This is a genomic window from Lipingzhangella halophila, assembly GCF_014203805.1.
GTDB lineage: Bacteria > Actinomycetota > Actinomycetes > Streptosporangiales > Streptosporangiaceae > Lipingzhangella > Lipingzhangella halophila.
The window spans coordinates 3,592,614-3,613,703 of record NZ_JACHJT010000001.1 but is presented as its reverse complement, the minus strand read 5'-3'; the positions used below and the strand labels follow the sequence as shown (position 1 = coordinate 3,613,703).

The following is a 21,090-nucleotide window of genomic DNA, read 5'->3' as shown; positions in this document are numbered from 1 at the left end:
CCGATACCTGGAAAACGCGGAACTCGGCGGCGGATTTCGGGGCACCCAGAGTTTCTGTGCCCTGCGTGAATGGCGGTTACGGAGCGTCCGTACTAGAGGGAGTGGCGCCCGTGCCGCGGCTCGGCCGCCGCGATGGGAGCGTGATCCTCCCGTTCGGCTGCGAGCCCGCGCTGTCCCTGCGCGAGAGCAGCGAGCTCGGCGGGATGTTCGGTGATGACCGCGTCCACCCCCATTCCGATGAGCCGCGCCATCTCGGTGAAGTCGTTCACCGTCCAGGCCGAGATCTGGTGTCCCCGTCCGTGGACCTCGGCCACCATCTCCCGGGTGACCAGCGAATGATGGACATTGAAGAAACGCGGGCGCACCGCCTGCCACACCTCGGAGTCGGGGAGCTCTGGCCGGTCCCAGGTCAGTGCCAGCTCGGCAGAGGGGCGGCGGGCGCGGAGCGCGCGCAGCACTTCGACCGAACCGGTGTAGCCGACCTTCTGCGCCAGGCCGAGCTCCAGCACGAGGTCATCGGTGGCCAGCGCGGTCTCGGTCGAGGTCACCTCCAGCATGAACTGGAGGGCGTGGCCGGGGCCGAATTCGGCGAGGACCTCGACGAGGGTCGGGACGCGCTGGTCGTCGCCGCAGCCGAGTGCCGCCAGGTCGGCCAGACTCAACCCGCCCGTCCCCACGGCCTGCCCCCAGGCGCGCCGCGCGGTGTCGTCGTGGAGCAGGACGACGTAGCCGTCGCTGCTGAGCGTGAGGTCGACGCGTACCATGTCGGCACCCGCGTTGGCCGCGGCCCGGATGGCCGACAGCGTGTTCTCCTGGAACTGGATGGGGTCGCCGCGGTCCGCGATCGCCAGCGTCAAGGGGAACCTCCTGGCTCTCTGCAACGCGCTCAGTGCCACTCCTGCGGGTACCGCGGCCCGCCGCGGTACCGTTCTCATGCGCGTATGCGGCCCAGACTGCCAAACACCGGCAATCCGTGGAGCCGGTACCGGCAAAATCCCTCAAGAAGCCGCCGCGGACCGCGGCGGAACCCGAACACCCGGCCCGTGCGCAGGCCAGTGGATGCCACCTGGGAAACTTCTGACGTAGGCAGCGTGTCTGCCACAGTGGCACACGCACCCCGAACCGATGCCGAAGGCGAACGATGATCCCGGACCAGCGACGCGAGCACATCCTCAAGCTCTTACAGGAACGCCATGTCCTGAGTATCAACGAGCTCACGTCGATGCTGTCCGTGTCGCATATGACGGTGCGGCGCGACATCCAGGCGTTGGAGAACGACGGCAAGGTGCTGTCGGTGACCGGCGGGGTGCGCCTGGCGGCCCGGCTCAAGAGTGAGCCCTCCTACCTGGCCAAGGCGCAGTTGGAAGTGCCGGCGAAACGCGCCATCACGCGGGCCGCGGCGGAGCTGGTGCGCGAGAACTTCACGATCTTCCTCGACGCGGGGACGACGAGTCTGCAGATGGTGCCGATGCTCACCAGCAAGGTGGGGCTGACCGTCATCACGAACGACTTCAACGTCGTGGGCCATCTCATGGAGTACCCCAACATCGACGTGATCCACACGGGGGGAGTCGTCTCGCACGCCGACCACTCCTCGGTCGGCCAGTTCACTGCGGACTTCCTGAGCAAGGTCAACGTGGATCTGGCGTTCATCGCCAGCAGCTCCTGGGACGTCGACCGCGGGTCGACCACGCCGTCGGAACCCAAGGTGGTGGCCAAGCAGCAACTGCTGCGCATCGCCTCGAAGAGCGTGCTGACCGTCGACAGCACCAAGTACGGCAAGTTCGGTACGTTCCGGGTGGCGAAGCTGGAGGAGTTCGACCTCATCATCAGCGACGAGCGGCTACCGCAGTCGGCGGTGGAGGCGATGTCCGCCCGCGACGTCCGGTTGAGCCTGGTCAAACCCGACTAGGCAGTGTTTTTGAACGGGTGTAGAAATTCGCGGAGAATGCCGTGTACCCGGCGTGGCCGTGGATGAGCGCGAGGGGCCCGCGCGTGGTCTCCGCAGTAGAGCTCGACATCGGTGGCGTTCTCGGCGTGGACGGTTGTGTAACCCGTTCCGATGTCCTTCGACCCGGTCGGAGAACGATCGCTGTCCCGTTCTGTGCCCTCTTCGGTGGGGCCGACCGCGGTGGCACGGACGGTGTTCCGTGCCACCGCGGTCGGTCAGGCGCCGCCGTTGAGCATCGCGGCGGTCAGGACGTTGCCGGCCACGCCCCAGCCGCCGTCGGCGACCTCTTCGACGAGTACGACCGTGGTCGGCCTGGCCCGTTCCCCGTAGATCTCGGCGTACAGGTCGGTGGTGCGCTCGATGATCTTCTTCTTGCCGTCGTCGCTGATCGTGTCGGCAGGGACCTTGAAGTTGGCGAAAGGCATCTGTGTTCCTCCTAGGGTCGGGTTATTCCGCGGGTGCGGAAGTCGAATGGTGGGGCGTGCCGAGAGGCTGGGCAGGGGAGGAGGAGCTCTTCGGGGCGGAACGGCCGCAGAACTCCCCCCGGATCCGGCCGGCGACGAGAGACGGCCTCGCTCGTGCTCCCGGCCCGTGCCGAGGACTCCGCTGATCACGGCGATCCGCGCTGACCCCGCCGGCCGGGTAGTGGGGGTTGGCCTCACACCATGCCGCCATTGGCTCGCAGGATCTGGCCGTTGACCCAGTGTCCCTCGGGGCTGGTCAGAAACGCCACGACGCTTGCGATGTCGTCGGGGGTGCCCAGCCGCTCCAGCGGCGGAGTCTTGGCCAGCGCCTCGATCTGCTCCTCGGTCTTGTCGTCCAGGAACAACTCGGTGGCCGTGGGCCCGGGGGCGACGGTGTTGACGGTGATGTCTCGGCCGCGTAGCTCGCGGGCGAGGACCAGGGTGGTCGCCTCGATAGCGCCCTTGCTGGCGACGTATGCCCCGTAGCCGGGAAACTGGGTGCCGACCACCGAGGTCGAGAATCCCACGAATGATCCACCGGTACGCAGCCGCCGAGCGGCCTGCTGGGCGACGACGAAGGTTCCGCGGATGTTGGTGCGGTGCAGTGCGTCCAGGACGCTCAGGTCGAGTTCGGCGATGGGGGAGAGCGCCAGGCGGCCAGCGGAGTTGACGGCGACGTCGACGCCACCGAACGTGGCCTCGGCACGGTCGAAAAGCGCGGTGACCGCGGCCTCGTCGGCAACATCGGCCTGGACGGCGATCGCTCGGCCGCCGGCGGCCGTAATCGCTGAGACGGTCTCCTTCGCGGAGGCGGTGTCGTCGGCGTAGTTGACGACGACGGCCAGCCCGTCCGCGGCGAGTCTGCGGGAGACCGCGCGGCCGATGCCACGCGAGCCTCCCGTCACGATGGCGACCCGTCCGGTCGCCTCAACATTGGTGTCAGTGGTGGTCATGCACACCACGATGCGCCGGGTCGGCCGGGCGGCAACAGGGGATGTCATCCCCTGTGTCACCGACCCGTTCTGGCGCAGAATGGGTGCATGAGTTCCGCAAAGTACGCCGAACTCGGGGCGTTCCTCCGCTCCCGGCGTGAGCGAATCCACCCCGACGAGGTCGGACTCGTGTCCGGTCCGCGTCGGCGAGTATCCGGGCTGCGGCGTGACGAGGTAGCACTGCTGGCTGGGGCTTCGGTGGACTACTACAACGAGTTGGAACGCGGCGCCGGGTCACAGCCGTCGGAGCAGATGCTGGCCGCGCTGGCGCGGGCGCTGCGACTTACCGCCGACGAACGCGACCACCTCTATCACCTGGCCGACCGCCCCGTGCCGCGCAACGGCGGGGCCGCCTCGCACGTCCATCCCGGCATGCTCGACCTGCTTACCCGACTGCCCTCGACGCCCGCGCAGGTGATCACCGACCTGCACGTCACGCTCGTCCAGAATCCGCTGGCGGTCGCGCTGCTGGGAGACCAATCGGGCTTTCAGGGCCGGGACGCGAGCTTCCTCTACCGCTGGTTCACCGATCCGGCGGCGCGGAGCATCTATCCCGAGGACGATCACGACGCCCAGTCCCGCGCCTTCGCCGCCGACCTGCGAGCGGCCTCCGCGCGCCGGGATGCCAAGGACACCGAGGCGAGCTCGATGATCGGTGCGCTGCTGAAGCAGTCTCCCGAGTTCGCCGGAGTCTGGGCCGAGCACGACGTCGCCTTCCGGCGCGCCGACCGGAAGAGGATCGTCCATCCCACCCTCGGCCTGCTCGACGTCAACTGCCTCAGCCTCTTCAGCGAGGACGGACGCCAGCGGCTCCTCTGGTTCACCCCGGCTCTGGGCACCGATAGCGCCGATCTTCTCGACCTGCTCGCGGTCCTCGGCCCCCAGACCCTCGTCGAGCCCACGTGAGGTAATCCAAGCGGGTTCACCCCGCTCCGGCCGGTTCGGGTACCGGCTGATCGGGGAGAGTGGTGGAACGGCGGGCCGGAGCGTTCTGTCGCCAGCCCGGGACATCCGCCGTCGCCGCCACCCCGCTGGGCGCGCACCTCCATCGCCGATCCGGGGAGGCGACGCGCGTTGGGCCAGCGACGCGGCACACGCGCTCTGGCCGCGCGGCCGTCCGGGCCGCGCGGTTGGGCCGTCCGGGCCGCGCGGTTGGGCCGTCCGGGCCGCGCGGTTGGGCCGTCCGGGCTCAGTCCTCGCCGTTGTCGGGTTCGGCGCAGCAGAACAGTTCGAGCTGGAACCCGTCGGGATCGGTGAAGTTGAGTACCGAACCGCGTTCGGAGTGGACGATCGGCGAGTGGTCGACGTCCAGGTCGGAGAGGCGGTCCTCCCATGCCTCCAGATCGCCCACGTGCTCAACTTCGAACGCGATGTGGTCGACCCCCGCGTGCCGGTGGTCGAAGAGTCCGTTGAAGTGGTCCCGATGCTGGGTGAACCCGAGCATTACGCCCGACTTGTGCTGGCAGTCAGTGTGCAGTGACCGGTCGTCGTCGCGCTTGCGGTACTCCTCGAACCCGAGGACCGACCGGTAGAAGTCGACACTGGCGTCGCGGTTACGCACCGAGAGTGTGATGTGGGCGAAACCAGTAAAACGGGGCACGGTCACCTCTCTCCGGCGGCGGTTCGGCCGAAGCTTGGGAGGAAATAGGTCAAGCACGTTTTCCGAGCTTACGTGTCTATTGCGGGCCCATGGGGCGGTATTAACGCGTGCTTAACGCCCTGGGATCACATCGATATTCCCACCCGCGCGGTACCGCTGGAATCGGGCGGGTCCGGAAGCCGGGTGGCGGTGCCCCGACTCGTTGGACGCTGTCTTCGGCGCTACCGTAACGACATGAGTATGACGACCACCCTGCACGTAGTGACGGTGTTCCTGGGCGACTTCGGCGGCGGCGCGACCGGGGGGAATAAGCTCGGGGTGTTCCTGGCCGCCCCCGGGCTCTCCGATGGGACGCGCCAGGCGGTGGCGGCCGATCTCGGGTTCGCCGAGACGGTGTTCGTCGAGGACCCGGCGACCGGGCGGCTGCACATCCACACGCCCGCCATGGAACTGCCGCTTGCCGGACATCCCCTGGTGGGCACTTCCTGGCTGCTGCACCGCCAGGATGCGGGGCTGGATGTGCTGAACCCGCCGGCCGGGCCCGTGCCCACGTGGTCCGAGGGCGAGGTCACCTGGTTCCGTGCCGATCCGGAGACGGCACCGTGGTTCGAGTCGCGCCAGCTCGCCTCCCCCGCCGACGTCGACGCGATGAACGGCGGCGAGCTCGGTGTGAACCTGCATGTCTGGGCGTGGGAGGACGAGGCCGCTGGCAGGGTCCGGGTGCGGGTGTTCCCCGGCGATATGGGCATCGTCGAGGACGAGGCGACCGGGGCCGCGGCGATGCGCCTGGGGGCGCGGCTCGGCCGCCCGCTCACCATCCGCCAGGGTGTGGGGTCGCGCATCGATGTGCGTCCCGGGCCGGAAGGCACCATCGAGGTCGGCGGACGCTGCGCGCACCTGGAGACGCGCGAGTACCGGCTGGGCGAGCCCGCCGTGTAGCGGTGCGGCGGCATCGAGGCAGCACGGGCCACTGCTGGGCAGGGCCGTTGGCCGTAGCCTCGGAGGTGGAACGCAACTGACCGGGAAACGGGGAGAGCGTGTCGGCAACACGGCTGCTGGTTTTGGGTGTCGTGCGCGAGTACGGACAGGCGCATGGCTACCAGGTGCGGCGTGAGCTGCTGAGCTGGGGCGCAGAGGAGTGGGCCAACGTCAAGCCGGGCTCGCTCTACCACGCGCTGCGGCAGCTCGCCAAGGTCGGGATGCTGCGGACGGTCGCCGTCGAGGAGAGCGACGAGGGCCCCGAACGCACGCTGTACGAGCTCACCGAGGACGGGGAGACCGAGTTCCGCACGCTGCTGCGCAAGGCGCTCTCGGACCCCGACGTCAAACCAGAGTTTTTCGGTGCCGGGTTGACGTTTCTGCCCTGCCTGCAGCGGTGGGAGGCCATCACGTCGCTCCGGCACCGCTTCGCCCAGTTGGAGGGCAAGCGCGGTGAGCTGCGCGTGCTCTTGGACGAGCCGAACTTGCCGGCCAAGGAGGGCAAGCCGGAACACATCTGGGAACTGTTCCAGTGGTGGGTGGCCCGGACACGCGTGGCCGCCGAGTTCACCGCGGAGATGATCGAGCGCCTGAAGAACGGCGCGTACGCGATGGCGGACGACGATGGGCCGTCCTTCGGGCAGGCGCCGCCGCGCGATCGTATCGCCGAGAGCTGAGCGGGCGCGGTACCCACCCGCACGCCGGTCCAGCGAAGCTGGACGCGCGCGGGGACTCCTGAGCGGTCCGCGTCAACGGCGCGTCCGGACGGACTCCGTTGGTAATAAAATTTGACTACCTGGGTCTGGTGATGCAGTGTTGGGCTGCTAATCAAACTTGATTACCGAATGGGGTTCACGTGATCCATACCAAGGGACTCACCCGCAGTTTCCGGGTCTCCGGGACGACCCTCGAAGCGGTTCGCGGCCTCGACATCGATGTCGAGCCTGGCGAGCTCGTCGCGTTTCTCGGCCCCAATGGCGCCGGTAAGTCCACCAGCCTGCGCATGCTGACCACCCTGCTGCGTCCGACATCGGGCAGCGCCAGTGTCGCCGGATGCGACGTCGTCGCCGACCCGGGCGGGGTGCGCCGCCGGATCGGCTACGTCGGGCAGGGCCACAGCGCCGCCGACGACCAGCGCGTCATCGACGAGCTCGTCACCCAGGGCCTGTGCCACGGTGTGCGACGCGCGCAGGCCCGGTCGCGCGCCGATGAGCTCCTGGAGCGCCTTGACCTGAGTGGGGCCGCGAAGCGGGTCGTCGCCAAGCTTTCCGGCGGCCAGCGGCGCCGCCTCGATATCGCGATGGGGCTGATCCACCGGCCCGCCCTGCTGTTCCTGGACGAGCCCTCGACCGGCCTGGACCCGCACAGCCGGGCCAACCTCTGGGAGCACATAGCGCGCCTGCGCGCCGACTACGGCACCACGGTCTTTCTGACCACCCACTACCTGGACGAGGCCGACTCTGTCGCCGAGCGGGTGCTGGTGATCGACCACGGGGCCGTCATCGCCGACGGCACCTCCAGCGAGCTGAAAGCCAAGGTGTCCGGCGATCTGATCGGGCTGGTCACCGACTCCGAGGAGGCCGCGCGCCGTGCCGCCGAGGCGGCGGAGGGCATTCCGACAGCGCACGACTTCCACGTCGCCGGAACGGCGGTGCGGTTGCGCGTGGAGCGCGGCGACGCGGCGCTTCCGGAGCTGCTGCGCACCCTCGACGCCGCCGGTGTCGCGCTGCGCACCGCCGAGGTCACGCGGCCAACGCTGGACGACGTGTTCCTCTCGCTGACCGGCCGCAGCCTGCGCGAGGACGAGGCATGACGCCTCCCCGCACGCCGCTCCGCCCCTCCCGACGCCCAAGGAAGGCATGATGAACGTTCTCCGTGATACCTGGATCATCTTTGTCCGGCAGCTCCGTCCCGCGATGCGCAACCCTGCCGCGGTCCTCGTGTTCGGCATGCTGCAGCCGGTTCTGTACCTCGCGTTGTTCGCGCCATTGCTCTCGGGCATGCCGGGCACCATGGGGGAGGAGTCCTGGCAATGGTTCGTACCCGGCATGCTCGCGATGCTCGGCCTGTTCGGAACCGCGTTCGCCGGATTCGGCCTCCTGCCGGAGATGCGCTCGGGTGCGCACGAGCGGCTGCTCGCGACGCCGGTCAGCCGCGTGGCGCTGCTGCTCGGCCGGGTCCTGCGCGATGTCGCGATCCTCCTGGTGCAGGCGGCGATCGTGCTGGCCGTCGTGCTCGTGCTTCCCATCGACCTGCGGGTCTCGCCGCTGGGCGTGGTCGCGGGGCTGGGGGTGCTCATCGTCCTCGGGATCGGACTGGGAACGCTGTCGTACCGGCTCGCGCTGGCGCTGAAGCAGGAGTACCTCTTCGCGGGCGCCCTGCAGACCTTCCTGATGCCGGTCATCCTGCTCTCGGGAATTCTGCTGCCGATGGACCTGGCCCCGGGCTGGCTCTACACGCTCTCGCGGATGAACCCGGTCAGCCATGTCGTCGAAGCCGAACGCGCCCTGTTCGTCGGGGACTTCACCGACTCCGCCGTGCCCGTCGGAACGGCGATCGCGTTCGCGGTCGCCGCGGTGGCCCTCGTAGTGGGCGCCCGGGCGATGCGCCGGGTCTCGGCGTAACGGTTCCGGCCACGGCCACTGGCCCGTGGCCGGAACCGCCGTGTTAACCGCCGGGGCATGCGGGAATGACGGGGAAGCAATTCTGGTCCGAGACGCCGATGGGGATTTGGCTCCCATGAGCACACCTGCCGTGTCCGATCTTTCCGCGGCCTGGCGCGACCTCGCGGGTTCCTCCCCCGAGGCCGAGGCGCTAGGTGCTGACCTGCTCGAACGCTGGGCCGAACCGCACCGCCGGTACCACACCCCCGACCACCTGCGGGCTGTGCTGGCCGCCATCGACGAGCTCGCCGGGCTGGCCCCCGACATCTCGGCGGTGCGGTACGCCGCGTGGTTCCACGACGCGGTCTACGCTGGCCAGCCCGGCGACGACGAGCAGCGGAGCGCCCAGCTCGCCGAGGAGGCGCTGCCTCGCTGTGGCCTGTCCGCGGAACGCGTGACCGAGGTGGCACGCCTGGTCCGGCTCACCGCCACGCACCGGCCCGCTGCCGACGACCCCGACGGCCGCGTGCTCTGCGACGCCGACCTGGCCGTGCTGGCCGGCGCGCCCAGGGAGTACCTGGCCTACACGACGGCGGTACGCGAGGAGTACGCGCACGTTGGAGACCCCGAGTTCCGCCGGGCGCGCGCGGCGGTGCTGCGCGCGCTACTGGAGGCGCCCCAGCTTTTCCACACCCCCATCGGCCGCGCCCGCTGGGAGGACCGGGCGCGGGTCAACGCCCGTGCGGAGCTGCTCCGGCTGGAGAAGAGCGCGTCGGGGTCTGCGTCGCCGCAGCCCTGAGGCGACCAGCCGGGAGACCAGCTCGCGAGACGGGACGGCGAGCGCGCCCAGCTCGACGGCCCGGTCGTAGGCGGTCTCGGGCACGTCGTAGTGGTCGCGGTCGAACGCGCGGGCGGGCACGCCGAGGCGGCGCGCGAAGGCGTGCAACTCGTCCTGGCCGAGATCGCTGACCAGGTGCGACCAGTACAGGCCGCGCGGTCCGGGCCACAGCGGCGGGTCGATGAGGATGCTCACGGTCCCGACTGTAGGCGACCGGGGCGCGCCGCGGGCGTTCGGCGTCCCGCGCCCGCGGTCGCCAGTGGCGCGCTCAGCGCCGGGGCCGCAGGTTTGCCAGCACCACGGCGGCGGACATGGCGACCATGATGCCGGCGATCGTGGTCAGTCCGGCGTCGGAGATGCCGTGGGTGAACACCAGTCCGATGATCACCGAGGCCGCGATCGAGCCGATGAAGCGGAACGTCTGGAACAGTCCTGAGGCGATTCCGATGTGCTCGGTGGGAGCCGCGCGGTACATCATGGACTGCAGTCCGAGGTTGTTGAAGGCGTTGGGCAGGCCGAGCAGGGCGGTCAACAGCACCAGTGTCCACAGCGGAGTGGAGCTGTCGACTAACAGCAGCCCGGCCGAGCCGCAGAGAAGCAGCAGGCCGCCCGCGGTGAGCACGAACCGTTCGTCGAAGCGGCGCAGCAGGCGCGTCACCAGAGGCAACGCGAGCACGCTGATCCCGGCGAGCGGGAGAACGAGCATCCCGGACACGCCCGCGCCCTCCTCGCGCGCTCCCTGCAGCCACTGGGGCAGGCCGAGGAAGCCGAGGTAGAACACAACGTTGATGGTGCTGTTCTGCGCGAAGACCATGAGCAGCCCGCGGTTGGCCCCGAGCATGCGCAGGTCCAGGAACGGGTTGGCCACGCGAAGCTCGCGCAGCACCAGCACAGCGGCGCCGACCACCGCGACCGGGATCAGCAGCCACCCCGGATCGTTCGCGGTCGAGAGCAGGAAACCGACCGTGCAGCCCATCGCGAGAACGAACACCCCGATCCCGGGAAGGTCGAGCTCGGCGAGGATGGTCCGGGCCGGCGGGCGCGCCGTGTCGCTCCCGCGCGCCTGGGCGGGGCGCGGAAGCAGGACCATGGCGAGGACGACACCGACGATTGTCACTGGCACGTTCACCAGCCAGGTGGCCTGCCACCCCCAGAGCTGCACCAGGATTCCGCCCAGGACCGGGCCGAACGCGGCGCTCGCGGAGTTGGCGCTGGCCACCATCGCCATTGCGCTCTGCGGGGGTCCCGCGGGCAGCGCCGAGCGGAAGATGGCCATCGTCGCCGGGAACGCGACGGAGGTGCCGATGGCCAGGACGACGCGTGCGGCGACCAGCCACCAGATGTTCGGGGCGAGCGGCGCGAGCGCGGAGGTCACACAGACCAGGAGCAGCCCGCTGACGAACACCCGGCGCGGCCCGAACCGGTCGGCGAGACGGCCCATGACGGGCATCGCGACGGTCGCCGCGAGATAGAACGCTGAGATGAGCCAGGTGGCCGCGGCCATTCCGGAGCCGTAGTCCCGCTCGATGGGGACCACGGCCAGCGCGATCATCGACGTGTTCAACGGGTTGAGGAGCGTCCCGAAGACGACTCCCGCTACCAGCCGTTTTGGCGTTGCCCCAGTCGTCGCGATCGCTCCTTCCCTTAGCTTCGCTAACGAATTACCACTATGCCACCACTGGGACCTCGCGCGTTGCACCGGCCCGGTACTTGGTCGCGCGTCCCGGTCACCAGTCCGGGCGGCTGACCGCGCGCCACGGCACCGGACTCGACAACACCATCGTGCTCGACGGCCGGCCGTGCTCCGCGAGGCGGTCGATGATCCGCTCGAAGTGGGCCATGGTCGGCACCGCGATGAGCAGCACGCAGCAGGCGTCCCCGGTGACGCGGTGCAGCCGCAGGATCTCCGGCCGCTGCAGTGCCGCCTCGTCGCGGAGCAGGCAATGGGCACCGAAGCACTCCATGCGCACCAGGGCGGTCACCGACAACCCGGCGGCCTGCGGATCAACGTGCGCGTGGTATCCGGTGACCACCCCGCGGTCCTGCAGCCGCCGCACCCGCTCGGCCACGGCCGGGGCGGAGAGGTTCACCCGCCGGGACAGCTCGTTGAACGACAACCGCCCGTCGGCCTGCAACTCCTCAAGGATGCGCCAGTCGACACTCTCCACAGTGCTTGCCAATCGTTAGGGACAATCCCGCCATCACTTACGGATGCTAAGCGCGGGGCCGGGAGACGGGCGGCAGTGCCCATTCCTGGCACGGCTCTTATCGCACATCCTGAAGATATCGCCGGTGCACGCCGCGCGGCCGGTTGCGCGAGAGCGACGCGCGGCGCCCGCACGGAGAACGAGCGACCAGATCGCAGAGGAGGGCGCTGTATGACCCCTGACTCGCACGTGTCACGGGACCCGGAACCCGCCGCGGCGGGCGGCCGGGAAGGTCCGGCGCTCGACGGGGACCGGGCCGGGGAGTACCTGCGCTACGCCCGGGTGGACACCCTGCTGTCGTTGCAGCACCCCCGGACGAGTGAGCCCGCCGAGGTCTCGTTCATCATCACCACCCAGGTCATGGAGTTGCTTTTCACGCTGATCCGGCAGCGGTGGGAGGCGGCCCGCGACGCGCTGGACGCTGACGAGGTAGCCGGGGCCATCGCCGAGTTGCGGCGCGGCACGCAGGTACAGGATGTCCTGGTGGCGTCCTGGGAACTGCTGGCCACACTCACCCCGGCGGAGTTCACCCGGATCCGGGAGTCGCTCGGTGACGCTTCGGGGTTCCATTCGTTCGCCTACCGCCACCTGGAGTTCCTGCTCGGTGAGAAGTCCGCGGCCATGGTGCGGCAGTTCCGCAGCACCCCCGAGGTGCGTGCCGGCCTGGAGCGTGCTCTGGCCGCGCCGAGCCTCTACGACGCGGCGCTGCGCCTGCTGCACCGGCGCGGCTTCGCGGTCCCGCCCGAGCGGGTCGAGCGCGATTGGACCCGGCGCTACGAACCGCACACCGAGGTGGAGCGGGCCTGGGGCGAGGTCTACGCGGGCGAGCGCGGCGAACTGTTCGAACTGGCCGAGGCGTTGCTGGACACCGCGGAACGGGTAACCCGATGGCGGCACCGCCATCTGATGGCGGTCAAGCGGGCGATGGGAGCCAAGCCGGGAACAGGAGGGTCGAGTGGCCTGGAGTGGCTGCGCGCGAGTGCCGAGCGCGACGTGTTCCCAGAGCTGTGGACGCTGCGTACGAACGCCTGACCGTGGCCGGGCTCCCGTGCAGCGGGTAGTCCCGCCGGACCCCGCCGGCACGGTCAGTGCCGGCGACTCGAAGACAGGAAGACTTCTGCGATGACATCCCTCACACGCGAGGACTGCGCGAAGCTGGACGCCGAGGACCCCCTGGCCGGCTTCCGCGCGGAGTTCGCGCTGCCCGATGGCGTGGTCTACCTCGACGGAAACTCCCTCGGCGCGCTACCGAAGGCGACACCGGAACGGGTGTCACGCGTGGTAGAGCGCGAATGGGGCGCCGACCTCATCGCGAGCTGGAGCGCCGCCGGGTGGTGGGACCAGCCCCGCACGCTCGGCGCCCGGATCGCCCCGCTGGTGGGCGCCGCTCCGCACGAGGTCGTGGTTGGCGACTCCACCTCGGCCAACCTGTTCAAGACGCTGGTCGCCGCGCTGCGGCTGAACCCGGACCGGAACGTCGTTGTGGGAGAGGCGGGCAACTTCCCCACCGACCTCTACGTCACCCAGGGCGCGGCGGAGCTGATGGGTGCGGCAGAGCGCCGCGTCGACCCCGACGAGCCCGCGCTGGAGGCGGCGCTCGCCTCCGGCGACGTCGCCGTGGTACTGCTCAGCCACGTCGACTACCGCACCGGAACCCTGCGCGACATGGCCGGCCTGACGCGCCTGGCGCACCGGCACGGGGCGCTGGTGCTCTGGGACCTGTGCCACAGCGTGGGCGCGCTCCCTGTCGAGCTCGGGGCGTGCGGCGTCGACTTCGCCGTGGGCTGCACGTACAAGTACCTCAACGCCGGGCCGGGCGCTCCCTCGTTCACCTTCGCGGCGGAGCGGCACCACGCCACCGCGCGCCAGCCGATCGCCGGTTGGCACGGGCACGCCCGCCCGTTCGACTTCTCCGGCGAGTACGTCCCCGCCGAGGGGGCCAGCCGCTTCCTCAGCGGATCCCAGTCGCTGATCGCCGCCGCCGCGCTGGAGGCGAGCCTGGACCTGTGGAGCCGGGTCGATCTGGACCGGTTGCGGGCGAAGAGCCTCGCTCTGACCGATCTCTTCGCGACGCTCACGGCCGACACCGGGCTGATGCTTATGACCCCGCGTGCGGCGGAGCGGCGCGGCAGCCAGGTGTCGCTGCGGCATCCGGACGGCCCGGCGGGGGAGGCGATCGTGCGGGCACTCGCCGAGCGGGGCGTCATCGGTGACTTCCGGCAACCCGATGTGCTGCGGTTCGGCTTCGCACCCCTCTACCTGCGCCACGTCGACGTGTACGACGCCGCCACGGCGCTCGTCGAGGTGGTGCGTTCCGGCGGGTGGCGCGCGTCCCGGTTCACGGCGCCGCAAGAGGTGTGATCGGACGCCGTCCCGCGCCGCGGTGGGCGCGTTCGATCCGCGGCGCGGGACGGTTCCGCCGACTCCCCGGGCGGCTGGCCCGGCCATGCGTCGTTGGTCACGCCGGACCGTGGCACAGGTCGCACGCGAGAACAAAGGTCCTGGCACGCCACCTGTTGTGCGCGAAACGCTGGTAGCGATTCGTGTTGGTTTGATCCTGTTCCGTGTTTTTATCGGGAATCGGTGCGTTGTTGGGCTTTGCGTGGGCTACAGTGCATCGTGATCGGTTCGTGATAAAGGCGTATCCTGTCTGTATCGCGACCGTTGTCGAGCCCCCGAGGCCGTAGTGCGTCCCGCGGGAACGCGACCCGCTCCATCCAGCGGACCGGGTCGCGCGTTACCGCGCCCCTTGGGCCGCCCCATCGGTGACTGGCATGCCCGAGCGTCGCGGCGAACCCGCCGTGGCGCCCCCTGAGTGCACGGTGAGCGCCATGCCTCTGGGTGCGGCTGCGCCGATTTGGGGTGATGTGTGGCCGCTTCGGGTGTTTGTCCCTGTCGTTGACCCGCGATGAGCTATGACTTCTGACGATCCAATCCAGTCCGGCACGGTCACGGCGTCCTACTTCTGGGACGACGGATCCGGCACCAACGGCGACACCGGCGCTCCCGCGTCCGGCGAACCCATGCAGAAAGGGCTCTTCGCGAGCCCGAGCTGGCCGCTCGGTACTGAGGGCTACGTGGAGTACAACGGCAAGAAGGCGGACTTCTTCGTCGGCGACCGCGGCCCCGGCGACCCCGCTCAGAACTGCGATGTCCTCCTGGACATCGACGGCGAGACCTTCGCCGAGCTGACCGGCGAGTCGTTCGACACCGAGAGTTACACCGTCAGCGGGGGCGACGGCCACATCGAGGTGGAATACCACATCACCGAGTGGGGCGACGGAGACGGCAATGAGGGCGCCCCGCACGCTATGGGAGACGAGGGCAACCGCTGCGAGGAGGCGGTGTCCGAACCGTCCGGGGAGAGCGAGCAGCGGGACGACCAGGAGCAGGACGAGGCCGCGGCCGAGGCCCAGCAGCAGCGGGAGGAACAGCAGCAGAAGCTGGCCGACCTGGGGGAGCGGCAGGACGCCGCGGAACGCAAGGAGCAGGAGCTGCAGGACAGGCAGCAGGAGATCGACACGGGCGGGGACGGTGGCGGCCGCGGCACGCAGGCCGAGACGGCCACCAGCGACATGTCGGGTATCGAACTCGCCGGCAACGACGCCCCGCTCGCGGCCGGGGTGCTCACCCTGGCCGCCCTGCCGGCGGTCATCGTCGCGTTGCTGTTCGCCAAGTGGCGCCCCGCCCCCGAGCGCAAGAGGGCCGCCACGGGCACACCTGGTAACGGGCGGCACCGCAAGGCGAGGACGTCCCCTGTCGGCCACCTGCGCCGCCTGCTGCCCGGATCCACAGGTTGAGACCGGGCCCGGAACCGCCCCACTGGGTGCGTGTGCGCCGCGGAACCGCCTGGGGCATGTCCCGTGGAACCGCGGTGGGGCTTGGCCGCTCACCGCAATGATCCGATCGCCGAGGGGCCAGACACACGACTGACACGGCTCTGACACCGACCATGCCAAAGACGCGGCCGGCCAGAGCGCCTCCGAGGACGGTTGGTGATGGCGGGATGGGCTGACTGATGTTGCGCGGCGGGCGGTTTCGCGGCTCGTGCGGTCGGCCGGATTCCTGCGAATACGTGGTGCTCTGCCCCGCGTGGCCGCTCCAAGGCCGCACAACGCCGATCCTCCCGCGTGGGTACGTGTTTGCGTACCCAGAACACTCGTTTCTAGCCTGGCGAGTACTGGAGAGCACTGGTTCTCCCGTTGGTCAGGAGTTCGTGAAATGGTCGCACGCCCGCCCCTGCCGCCGTTCGACGATGTGTCCGCGCAGCGTAAGGTCCAGGCTGTGGAGGACGCGTGGAACACGCGGGAACCCGAGCGCGTCGCCCTCGCCCACACGCGCGAATGCTCGTGGCGCGAGCGCGACGAATTCCTCATCGGCCGGAACGCGGTCATCGACTTCCTTTCCCTGAAATGGAAGAAAGAGCTCGACTACGCCCTGCGTGCCGACCTGTGGAACTTCCGGGGAAATCGGATCGCCGTTCGTTTCCAGTACGAATGGAACGACGAATCCGGGCGTACCTGGCGCAGCTACGGCAATGAAATGTGGGAATTCGACGACCACGGTCTGCTCGGCCGGCGCGAGGCCAGTGTCAACGACGTCGAGATCGGGTCCGACGAGCGGCGTATCCACGGCCCGCGCCCCGAGGCCCACTACGGACAGGCCATCCCGCTGGCTTGACGCCCTGGTGCCCGGTGTCCCGGCGCGGCCGCGTTCGCGCCGGGGGGGGGCTGACCGGTCGCTCACCTCGCCACGCGACCGCTCGGCGCCTCTTGCTACCGCCCGTCGCTAACGGCGTTGTCCGCGTGTTCACTCGGCCATCACCCTGCTGGGAGGCCGGTGGCGCGCGCCACACGCGCGCCCGCCGGGGAGTCCCCATCCGAAGGAGATGTTCGATGACCGAGGGCGCCAGTCTCGACCAGCGCGTGGCGGAGCTCGCCACCGTGGAGAGCTTCGAACCGCCAGCGGCGTTCCGCGCCCGGGCGCACGCGACCGACGCCGCCCTCTTCGAGAAGGCCGACCAGGACCGCCTGGCCTTCTGGGCCGAGCAAGCCCGCGCTCTGGACTGGGAGAAGCCTTTCAGTACGGTCCTGAACGACACGGACGCGCCGTTCTACCGCTGGTTCGAGGACGGCACGCTGAACGCCTCGTACAACTGCCTGGACCGGCACGTGGCCGCCGGGCTCGGTGACCGGATCGCCTACCACTGGCGCGGCGAGGAGGGCGAGGAGCGCGCGATCAGCTACGCCGACCTGCTCGACTCCGTGCAGCGGTTCGCGAACGCGCTCCGGGACCTCGGGGTGCGCAAGGGCGACGTGGTCGGTATCTACCTGCCCATGGTGCCGGAGGTCGCGGTCGCGATGCTCGCCTGCGCGCGCATTGGGGCGGTGCACAACGTGGTGTTCGGCGGGTTCTCCGCCGAGGCGGTGCGCGAGCGGATGGCGGTCTCGCGTGCGAAGGTGCTGGTAACCGCCGACCACGCGCGCCGCAAAGGCAAGCTGAACGCGGTCAAGAGCGTGCTCGACCCGGCACTGGAGGAACTGCCCGACCTGTCCCACGTGGTGGTCGTCCGGGCGGGTGCGGACCCCGCGCAACCCTGCCCGATGCGCGAGGGCCGCGACGTGTACTACGACGATGCCATGGCGACCGCGGCCGCCAGCTGCCCGGCCGAGCCGATGGAGGCCGAGCACCCCCTGTTCATCCTCTACTCCTCCGGCTCGACCGGTAAGCCCAAGGGCATCGTGCACAGCACCGGCGGGTACCTGACCGGAGTCAGCTACACCCACCGGTTGGTGTTCGACCTCGACCCCGAACGCGACGTCTACTGGTGCACCGCCGACGTCGGGTGGATCACCGGGCACAGCTACGCCGTCTACGGCCCCCTCGCCAACGGCGCGACCAGCGTGATGTTCGAGGGCGCGGCCGACTACCCCCACCCGGGCATCTGGTGGGAGGTCGTCGAGCGCTACGGCGTCAGCATCCTCTATACCGCGCCCACCGCCATCCGCGCCTGCATGCGCTGGGGTACCGAGTACCCGGCCCGCCACGACCTGTCGTCACTGCGGCTGCTGGGCACCGTCGGCGAACCCATCAACCCCAAGGCCTGGCTCTGGTACCACACCGTGATCGGCCAGGAGCGCTGCCCCATCGTGGACACCTGGTGGCAGACGGAGACGGGGTCGATCATGATCGCGCCACTGCCCGGCCTCACCGAGACGAAGCCGGGCTCGGCCACGCACCCCGTCCCGGGCGTGTGCGCCGACCTCGTCGACAGCTCCGGGCAGACCGTGCCCGAAGGCACGGGCCTGCTGGTGCTCACCGAGCCGTGGCCGAGCATGCTGCGGACGCTCTACGGCGAGGAGGAGCGCTACGTGCGGGCCTACTTCTCGGAGTTCGGCCCCGAGAGGTACGCCGTCGGGGACTCCGCGCGCCGCGACACCGACGGGTACTACTGGGTACTCGGGCGGGTGGACGACGTTCTCAACGTCTCCGGGCACCGGCTCTCCAGTGGCGAGGTGGAGTCCGCGATCGTCGCGCACGACAAGGTCGCCGAGGCCGCGGTCGTCTCCGAACCGGACGAGATCACCGGCGAGGCCATCGTGGCGTTCGTGACACTGCGGGGCGGCGTCCAGGGGAGCCCGGAGACCGAGGCGGACATCCGGGAGCACGTGAGCGCCCGGATCGGCAAGCTGGCCCGCCCGTCCCGCATCATCTGGGCCGACGATCTGCCCAAGACCCGGAGCGGGAAGATCATGCGCCGGCTGCTCCGGGACGCCGTCCAGGACCGCGAGCTTGGCGACGTCACGACGCTGAACGACCCGGGCGTGATGACCGCGCTGCGCGACCGCATCGCCAGCGGCGGCGCTGACGAGGACTGACACCGCGCCCGAGGGCGGGCTCGGAGACTCCCAGCCGCGGTCTCCGGGTCCGCTGGCGGGCCGTGCGGTCCGCCGGCGCCGCGTGGTCCGGCCCTACCGGCCCGGCGGCCCACCCCCGATAGGTGGCCGCGCGTGCCCAGATCACGGAGGGCGACCGCTCAGCGCAAATCCGGACTGCTCAGCGCAGGTCCGCGGGCCGCTCGTCGCGCCAAACCCGCGTTCACCGAGTACCCACCCGTGATCGCCACCACACAGGGGTGCGACTCCTTACGGTTCCCCGTAACCCACGTCACAACGGGAGAATCCCCCAGAAAGGTCCGCCGTATGGTTTCGACATCACAAGGAGCACCCAGACCGGGTGGCATCGAGGACGACCTCGACGCGCGCTCCGTGGCAATGCACAGCGACCCGCGCTTCATCGAGCTCAAGAAGCGGCTGCGGGTCTTCGTCTTCCCCATGAGCCTCGCCTTCATGGCCTGGTACCTGCTGTACGTCCTGATGTCGGCTTATGCCCGCGACGTCATGGGGACGGTGCTGGTCGGCCCGATCAACGTCGCGCTCGTGTTCGGTGTGCTGCAGTTCGCCAGCACCTTCGGGATCGCGATCCTCTACTCGCGCTACGCGTCCCGGCGTCTCGACCCGCTGGCCGAGGAGCTCCTCACCGAGCTCGGCCGCCCGGCGAGCGCCGCCGCGACGAGCGGCAAGGACGGTGGTCAGTCGTGAACCTCGCGGCGGACGCCGCGGCGAGCAGCCGCGGCCTGACAATAGTTCTCTTCCTGGTGATGGTGGCGGCGACGCTGTACATCACCGTTGTGGCCAGCCGGCGCACCAAGTCGGCGGCCGATTTCTACGCCGGAGGCCGCGGCTTCTCCGGGCTGCAGAACGGCCTTGCCATTGGCAGTGACTACATGTCGGCGGCCTCGTTCCTGGGCATCGCGGGCATGATCGCGCTGTTCGGCTACGACGGCTTCCTCTACTCGATCGGCTTCCTGGTGGCGTGGCTGGTGGCCCTGCTACTGGTCGCGGAGCGGTTGCGCAACTCCGGCCGGTTCACCATGGCCGACGTCCTCTCGTTCCGGATGCGGCAACGTCCGGTCCGCACCGCCGCAGCGGTTTCCACCATCACCGTGTCGATCTTCTACCTGCTCGCCCAGATGGTCGGTGCGGGTGCGCTCATCGCGCTGCTGCTGGGCATCAAGAGCGGCGAGACCTTCCTGGGCATGGACGCCGACCAGGCGAAGATCGCCGGAATCGTCGTCGTGGGCATCCTGATGATCGTCTACGTCTCGCTGGGCGGGATGAAGGGCACCACCTGGGTGCAGATCATCAAGGCCGGCGTGCTGATGTCCGGGGCGGCCCTGCTGTCGCTGCTGGTGCTGGCGACCTACGGGTTCAACTTCGGCGCGCTGATGAACGAGGCCGCCGCGGCCAGCGGTGAGGGGCGCGCGTTCCTGGAGCCGGGGCTGCGCTACGGAGTGGAGGTGGCCGGCGACCCGTGGGCCACGCTGTGGAGCAAGCTGGACCTGATCAGCCTGGGCCTGGCCCTGGTGCTGGGTACGGCCGGGTTGCCGCACATCCTGATCCGCTTCTACACCGTGCCCAACGCCAAGGCGGCGCGCACGTCGGTGAACTGGGCGATCGGCCTGATCGGGCTGTTCTACATCCTGACGCTGGTGCTGGGCTTCGGCGCGGCGGCCATCGTCGGGCACGAGGCGATCACCGCCCAAGACCCCTCAGGGAACACAGCGGCGCCGCAGGTGGCCGAGGCGGTCGGGCAGCAGATCGGCGGGAGCATACTGGGCTCGGTGCTGCTCGCGTTGATCGCGTCGGCGGCCTTCGCGGCGATCCTGTCGACCGTCGCGGGACTGACCCTGGCGTCCTCGTCCTCGCTGGCGCACGACTTCTACGCCAGCGTCATCCGCCGCGGCAATGCGACGCCTAGGGAGCAGATGCGCGTGGCGCGTGGCGCCGCGGCGGCGATCGGGGCGGCGGCGATCGGGCTGGCGATCTTCGCGCAGAACCTGAACGTCGCCTTCCTGGTGGCACTCGCCTTCGCCATCGCGGCCTCGGCGAACCTGCCCACCCTGCTGCTGTCCCTGTCCTGGAAGCGGTTCAACACGGCGGGCGCGGTGGCCGGAATCTACGGCGGCCTTGTCGCCGCGGTGGGGCTGGTCGTCTTCTCCCCGGTGGTCTCGGGCAAGGTCAACGAGCAGGGGGAGAGCGAATCCCTGTTCCCCGCGGGGGTGGACTTCTCCTGGTTCCCGCTGGAGAACCCCGGACTGGTCTCCATCCCGCTGGGACTGCTGTGCGCCGTCGTCGGGACACTGCTGTCGAGCGAGCGCAACCGCGAGCGGCACGCGGTACTGGAGGTCCGGTCGCTCACCGGTGCCGGAGCGGAGGGCGCCGAGAAGCACTGACCTCGGGCGGGTCCGTACCTGCGCCGTGCCGGTACGGACCCGCGGCATTGAACGGCGAGGGGAGTCCCAGTGCGGGCGCCAGCAGGGGCAGCACCGCCCTACGTTGTGGCGCCGGGCCCCGCCGCCACCTGTGATCCGGGCTACAATATTGCCGTGTCCAGG

Annotated in this window: 20 protein-coding genes and 1 pseudogene; 14 read left to right on the top strand and 7 right to left on the bottom strand. The window is 69.8% G+C overall.

All coding sequences use genetic code 11. The features are described 5' to 3' along the window. Window positions 1-92: 92 nt before the first annotated feature. Window positions 93-857: a glycerophosphodiester phosphodiesterase gene (locus F4561_RS16680; RefSeq protein ID WP_184580143.1), complete on the bottom strand. Its 765-nt coding sequence runs from the start codon at window positions 855-857 to the stop codon at window positions 93-95. A gap of 284 nt (window positions 858-1,141) precedes the next feature. Between F4561_RS16680 and F4561_RS16675 the strand changes: the two genes are divergently transcribed. Beyond that, entirely contained in the window at window positions 1,142-1,912 is a 771-nt protein-coding gene (locus tag F4561_RS16675; RefSeq protein WP_184580141.1) for a DeoR/GlpR family DNA-binding transcription regulator, read from the top strand. Between the two features lie 254 nt (window positions 1,913-2,166). Here the strand turns inward: F4561_RS16675 and F4561_RS16670 are convergent, their stop codons facing one another. After that, window positions 2,167-2,376: a tautomerase family protein gene (locus F4561_RS16670; protein ID WP_184580139.1), complete on the bottom strand. Its 210-nt coding sequence runs from the start codon at window positions 2,374-2,376 to the stop codon at window positions 2,167-2,169. Between the two features lie 233 nt (window positions 2,377-2,609). Next, a complete protein-coding gene (locus tag F4561_RS16665) occupies window positions 2,610-3,368 on the bottom strand; it encodes an SDR family oxidoreductase (RefSeq protein WP_184580137.1) in 759 nt (252 codons plus the stop codon). A gap of 87 nt (window positions 3,369-3,455) precedes the next feature. Here F4561_RS16665 and F4561_RS16660 point away from each other — a divergent pair, with 87 nt between their 5' ends. Further along, window positions 3,456-4,313: a helix-turn-helix transcriptional regulator gene (locus tag F4561_RS16660; protein ID WP_184580135.1), complete on the top strand. Its 858-nt coding sequence runs from the start codon at window positions 3,456-3,458 to the stop codon at window positions 4,311-4,313. A 283-nt stretch (window positions 4,314-4,596) separates the two neighbouring features. On the opposite strand, the gene F4561_RS16655 is transcribed toward F4561_RS16660, so the two are convergent. Then, complete coding sequence (locus F4561_RS16655) at window positions 4,597-5,007, bottom strand: VOC family protein (protein ID WP_184580133.1); 411 nt, start codon at window positions 5,005-5,007, stop codon at window positions 4,597-4,599. A 234-nt stretch (window positions 5,008-5,241) separates the two neighbouring features. Here F4561_RS16655 and F4561_RS16650 point away from each other — a divergent pair, with 234 nt between their 5' ends. The 5 genes from F4561_RS16650 to F4561_RS16630 all read left to right on the top strand — a co-directional run bounded on the left by F4561_RS16650 (window position 5,242) and on the right by F4561_RS16630 (window position 9,387). Then, window positions 5,242-5,946 (top strand): PhzF family protein, encoded by a 705-nt coding sequence (locus tag F4561_RS16650; RefSeq protein WP_184580131.1) that lies wholly within the window; start codon window positions 5,242-5,244, stop codon window positions 5,944-5,946. A gap of 98 nt (window positions 5,947-6,044) precedes the next feature. Further along, window positions 6,045-6,662, top strand: coding sequence for a PadR family transcriptional regulator (locus tag F4561_RS16645; RefSeq protein WP_184580129.1), 618 nt, complete (start codon window positions 6,045-6,047; stop codon window positions 6,660-6,662). Window positions 6,663-6,841: 179 nt separating this feature from the next. After that, window positions 6,842-7,798: an ATP-binding cassette domain-containing protein gene (locus F4561_RS16640; protein ID WP_184580127.1), complete on the top strand. Its 957-nt coding sequence runs from the start codon at window positions 6,842-6,844 to the stop codon at window positions 7,796-7,798. A 46-nt stretch (window positions 7,799-7,844) separates the two neighbouring features. Further along, a complete protein-coding gene (locus F4561_RS16635; protein ID WP_221445509.1) occupies window positions 7,845-8,609 on the top strand; it encodes an ABC transporter permease in 765 nt (254 codons plus the stop codon). 115 nt (window positions 8,610-8,724) lie between these two features. Then, window positions 8,725-9,387, top strand: a complete 663-nt coding sequence (locus F4561_RS16630; protein ID WP_281384098.1) for an HD domain-containing protein — start codon at window positions 8,725-8,727, stop codon at window positions 9,385-9,387. Between the two features lie 60 nt (window positions 9,388-9,447). Here F4561_RS16630 and F4561_RS33960 read toward each other — a convergent pair. The 3 genes and pseudogenes from F4561_RS33960 to F4561_RS16615 form a co-directional block, all read right to left on the bottom strand. Further along, window positions 9,448-9,621 (bottom strand): annotated as a pseudogene (locus tag F4561_RS33960) (DUF4031 domain-containing protein); the annotation flags it as partial. Between the two features lie 73 nt (window positions 9,622-9,694). Then, window positions 9,695-11,125 carry an MFS transporter gene (locus F4561_RS16620; RefSeq protein ID WP_312885318.1) on the bottom strand — a complete coding sequence of 477 codons (1,431 nt, stop codon included), beginning with the start codon at window positions 11,123-11,125 and terminating at the stop codon, window positions 9,695-9,697. A 28-nt stretch (window positions 11,126-11,153) separates the two neighbouring features. Further along, the gene (locus F4561_RS16615) at window positions 11,154-11,594 is read right to left on the bottom strand and encodes an Lrp/AsnC family transcriptional regulator (protein ID WP_184583743.1); all 441 of its coding nucleotides are present in this window, start codon (window positions 11,592-11,594) and stop codon (window positions 11,154-11,156) included. Window positions 11,595-11,804: 210 nt separating this feature from the next. Between F4561_RS16615 and F4561_RS16610 the strand changes: the two genes are divergently transcribed. The 7 genes from F4561_RS16610 (at window position 11,805) to F4561_RS16580 (ending at window position 20,928) form a co-directional block, all read left to right on the top strand. After that, on the top strand, window positions 11,805-12,665 hold the full coding sequence (locus tag F4561_RS16610) for a tryptophan 2,3-dioxygenase (protein ID WP_184580121.1): 861 nt from the start codon (window positions 11,805-11,807) through the stop codon (window positions 12,663-12,665). A gap of 90 nt (window positions 12,666-12,755) precedes the next feature. After that, entirely contained in the window at window positions 12,756-13,994 is a 1,239-nt protein-coding gene (gene kynU / locus F4561_RS16605; RefSeq protein WP_184580119.1) for a kynureninase, read from the top strand. 554 nt (window positions 13,995-14,548) lie between these two features. Continuing rightward, window positions 14,549-15,433, top strand: a complete 885-nt coding sequence (locus F4561_RS16600) for a hypothetical protein (RefSeq protein WP_184580117.1) — start codon at window positions 14,549-14,551, stop codon at window positions 15,431-15,433. Window positions 15,434-15,854: 421 nt separating this feature from the next. Further along, a complete protein-coding gene (locus F4561_RS16595; RefSeq protein WP_184580115.1) occupies window positions 15,855-16,313 on the top strand; it encodes a DUF1348 family protein in 459 nt (152 codons plus the stop codon). A 215-nt stretch (window positions 16,314-16,528) separates the two neighbouring features. Next, a complete protein-coding gene (acs, locus tag F4561_RS16590; RefSeq protein ID WP_184580113.1) occupies window positions 16,529-18,511 on the top strand; it encodes an acetate--CoA ligase in 1,983 nt (660 codons plus the stop codon). Window positions 18,512-18,835: 324 nt separating this feature from the next. Then, entirely contained in the window at window positions 18,836-19,234 is a 399-nt protein-coding gene (locus tag F4561_RS16585) for a DUF485 domain-containing protein (protein WP_246437212.1), read from the top strand. Continuing rightward, entirely contained in the window at window positions 19,231-20,928 is a 1,698-nt protein-coding gene (locus tag F4561_RS16580; RefSeq protein ID WP_184580111.1) for a monocarboxylic acid transporter, read from the top strand. The genes F4561_RS16585 and F4561_RS16580 overlap by 4 nt, the downstream gene beginning before the upstream one ends. Window positions 20,929-21,090: the final 162 nt, after the last annotated feature.

Coding starts and splice junctions, on each gene's coding strand:
- F4561_RS16675 (WP_184580141.1), top strand. CDS start 1,142: ATGATCCCGGACCAGCGACGCGAGCACATCCTCAAGCTCTTACAGGAA.
- F4561_RS16670 (WP_184580139.1), bottom strand. CDS start 2,376: ATGCCTTTCGCCAACTTCAAGGTCCCTGCCGACACGATCAGCGACGAC.
- F4561_RS16665 (WP_184580137.1), bottom strand. CDS start 3,368: ATGACCACCACTGACACCAATGTTGAGGCGACCGGACGGGTCGCCATC.
- F4561_RS16660 (WP_184580135.1), top strand. CDS start 3,456: ATGAGTTCCGCAAAGTACGCCGAACTCGGGGCGTTCCTCCGCTCCCGG.
- F4561_RS16650 (WP_184580131.1), top strand. CDS start 5,242: ATGAGTATGACGACCACCCTGCACGTAGTGACGGTGTTCCTGGGCGAC.
- F4561_RS16635 (WP_221445509.1), top strand. CDS start 7,845: ATGATGAACGTTCTCCGTGATACCTGGATCATCTTTGTCCGGCAGCTC.
- F4561_RS16630 (WP_281384098.1), top strand. CDS start 8,725: ATGAGCACACCTGCCGTGTCCGATCTTTCCGCGGCCTGGCGCGACCTC.
- F4561_RS16610 (WP_184580121.1), top strand. CDS start 11,805: ATGACCCCTGACTCGCACGTGTCACGGGACCCGGAACCCGCCGCGGCG.
- kynU (WP_184580119.1), top strand. CDS start 12,756: ATGACATCCCTCACACGCGAGGACTGCGCGAAGCTGGACGCCGAGGAC.
- F4561_RS16600 (WP_184580117.1), top strand. CDS start 14,549: ATGACTTCTGACGATCCAATCCAGTCCGGCACGGTCACGGCGTCCTAC.
- F4561_RS16595 (WP_184580115.1), top strand. CDS start 15,855: ATGGTCGCACGCCCGCCCCTGCCGCCGTTCGACGATGTGTCCGCGCAG.
- acs (WP_184580113.1), top strand. CDS start 16,529: ATGACCGAGGGCGCCAGTCTCGACCAGCGCGTGGCGGAGCTCGCCACC.
- F4561_RS16585 (WP_246437212.1), top strand. CDS start 18,836: ATGGTTTCGACATCACAAGGAGCACCCAGACCGGGTGGCATCGAGGAC.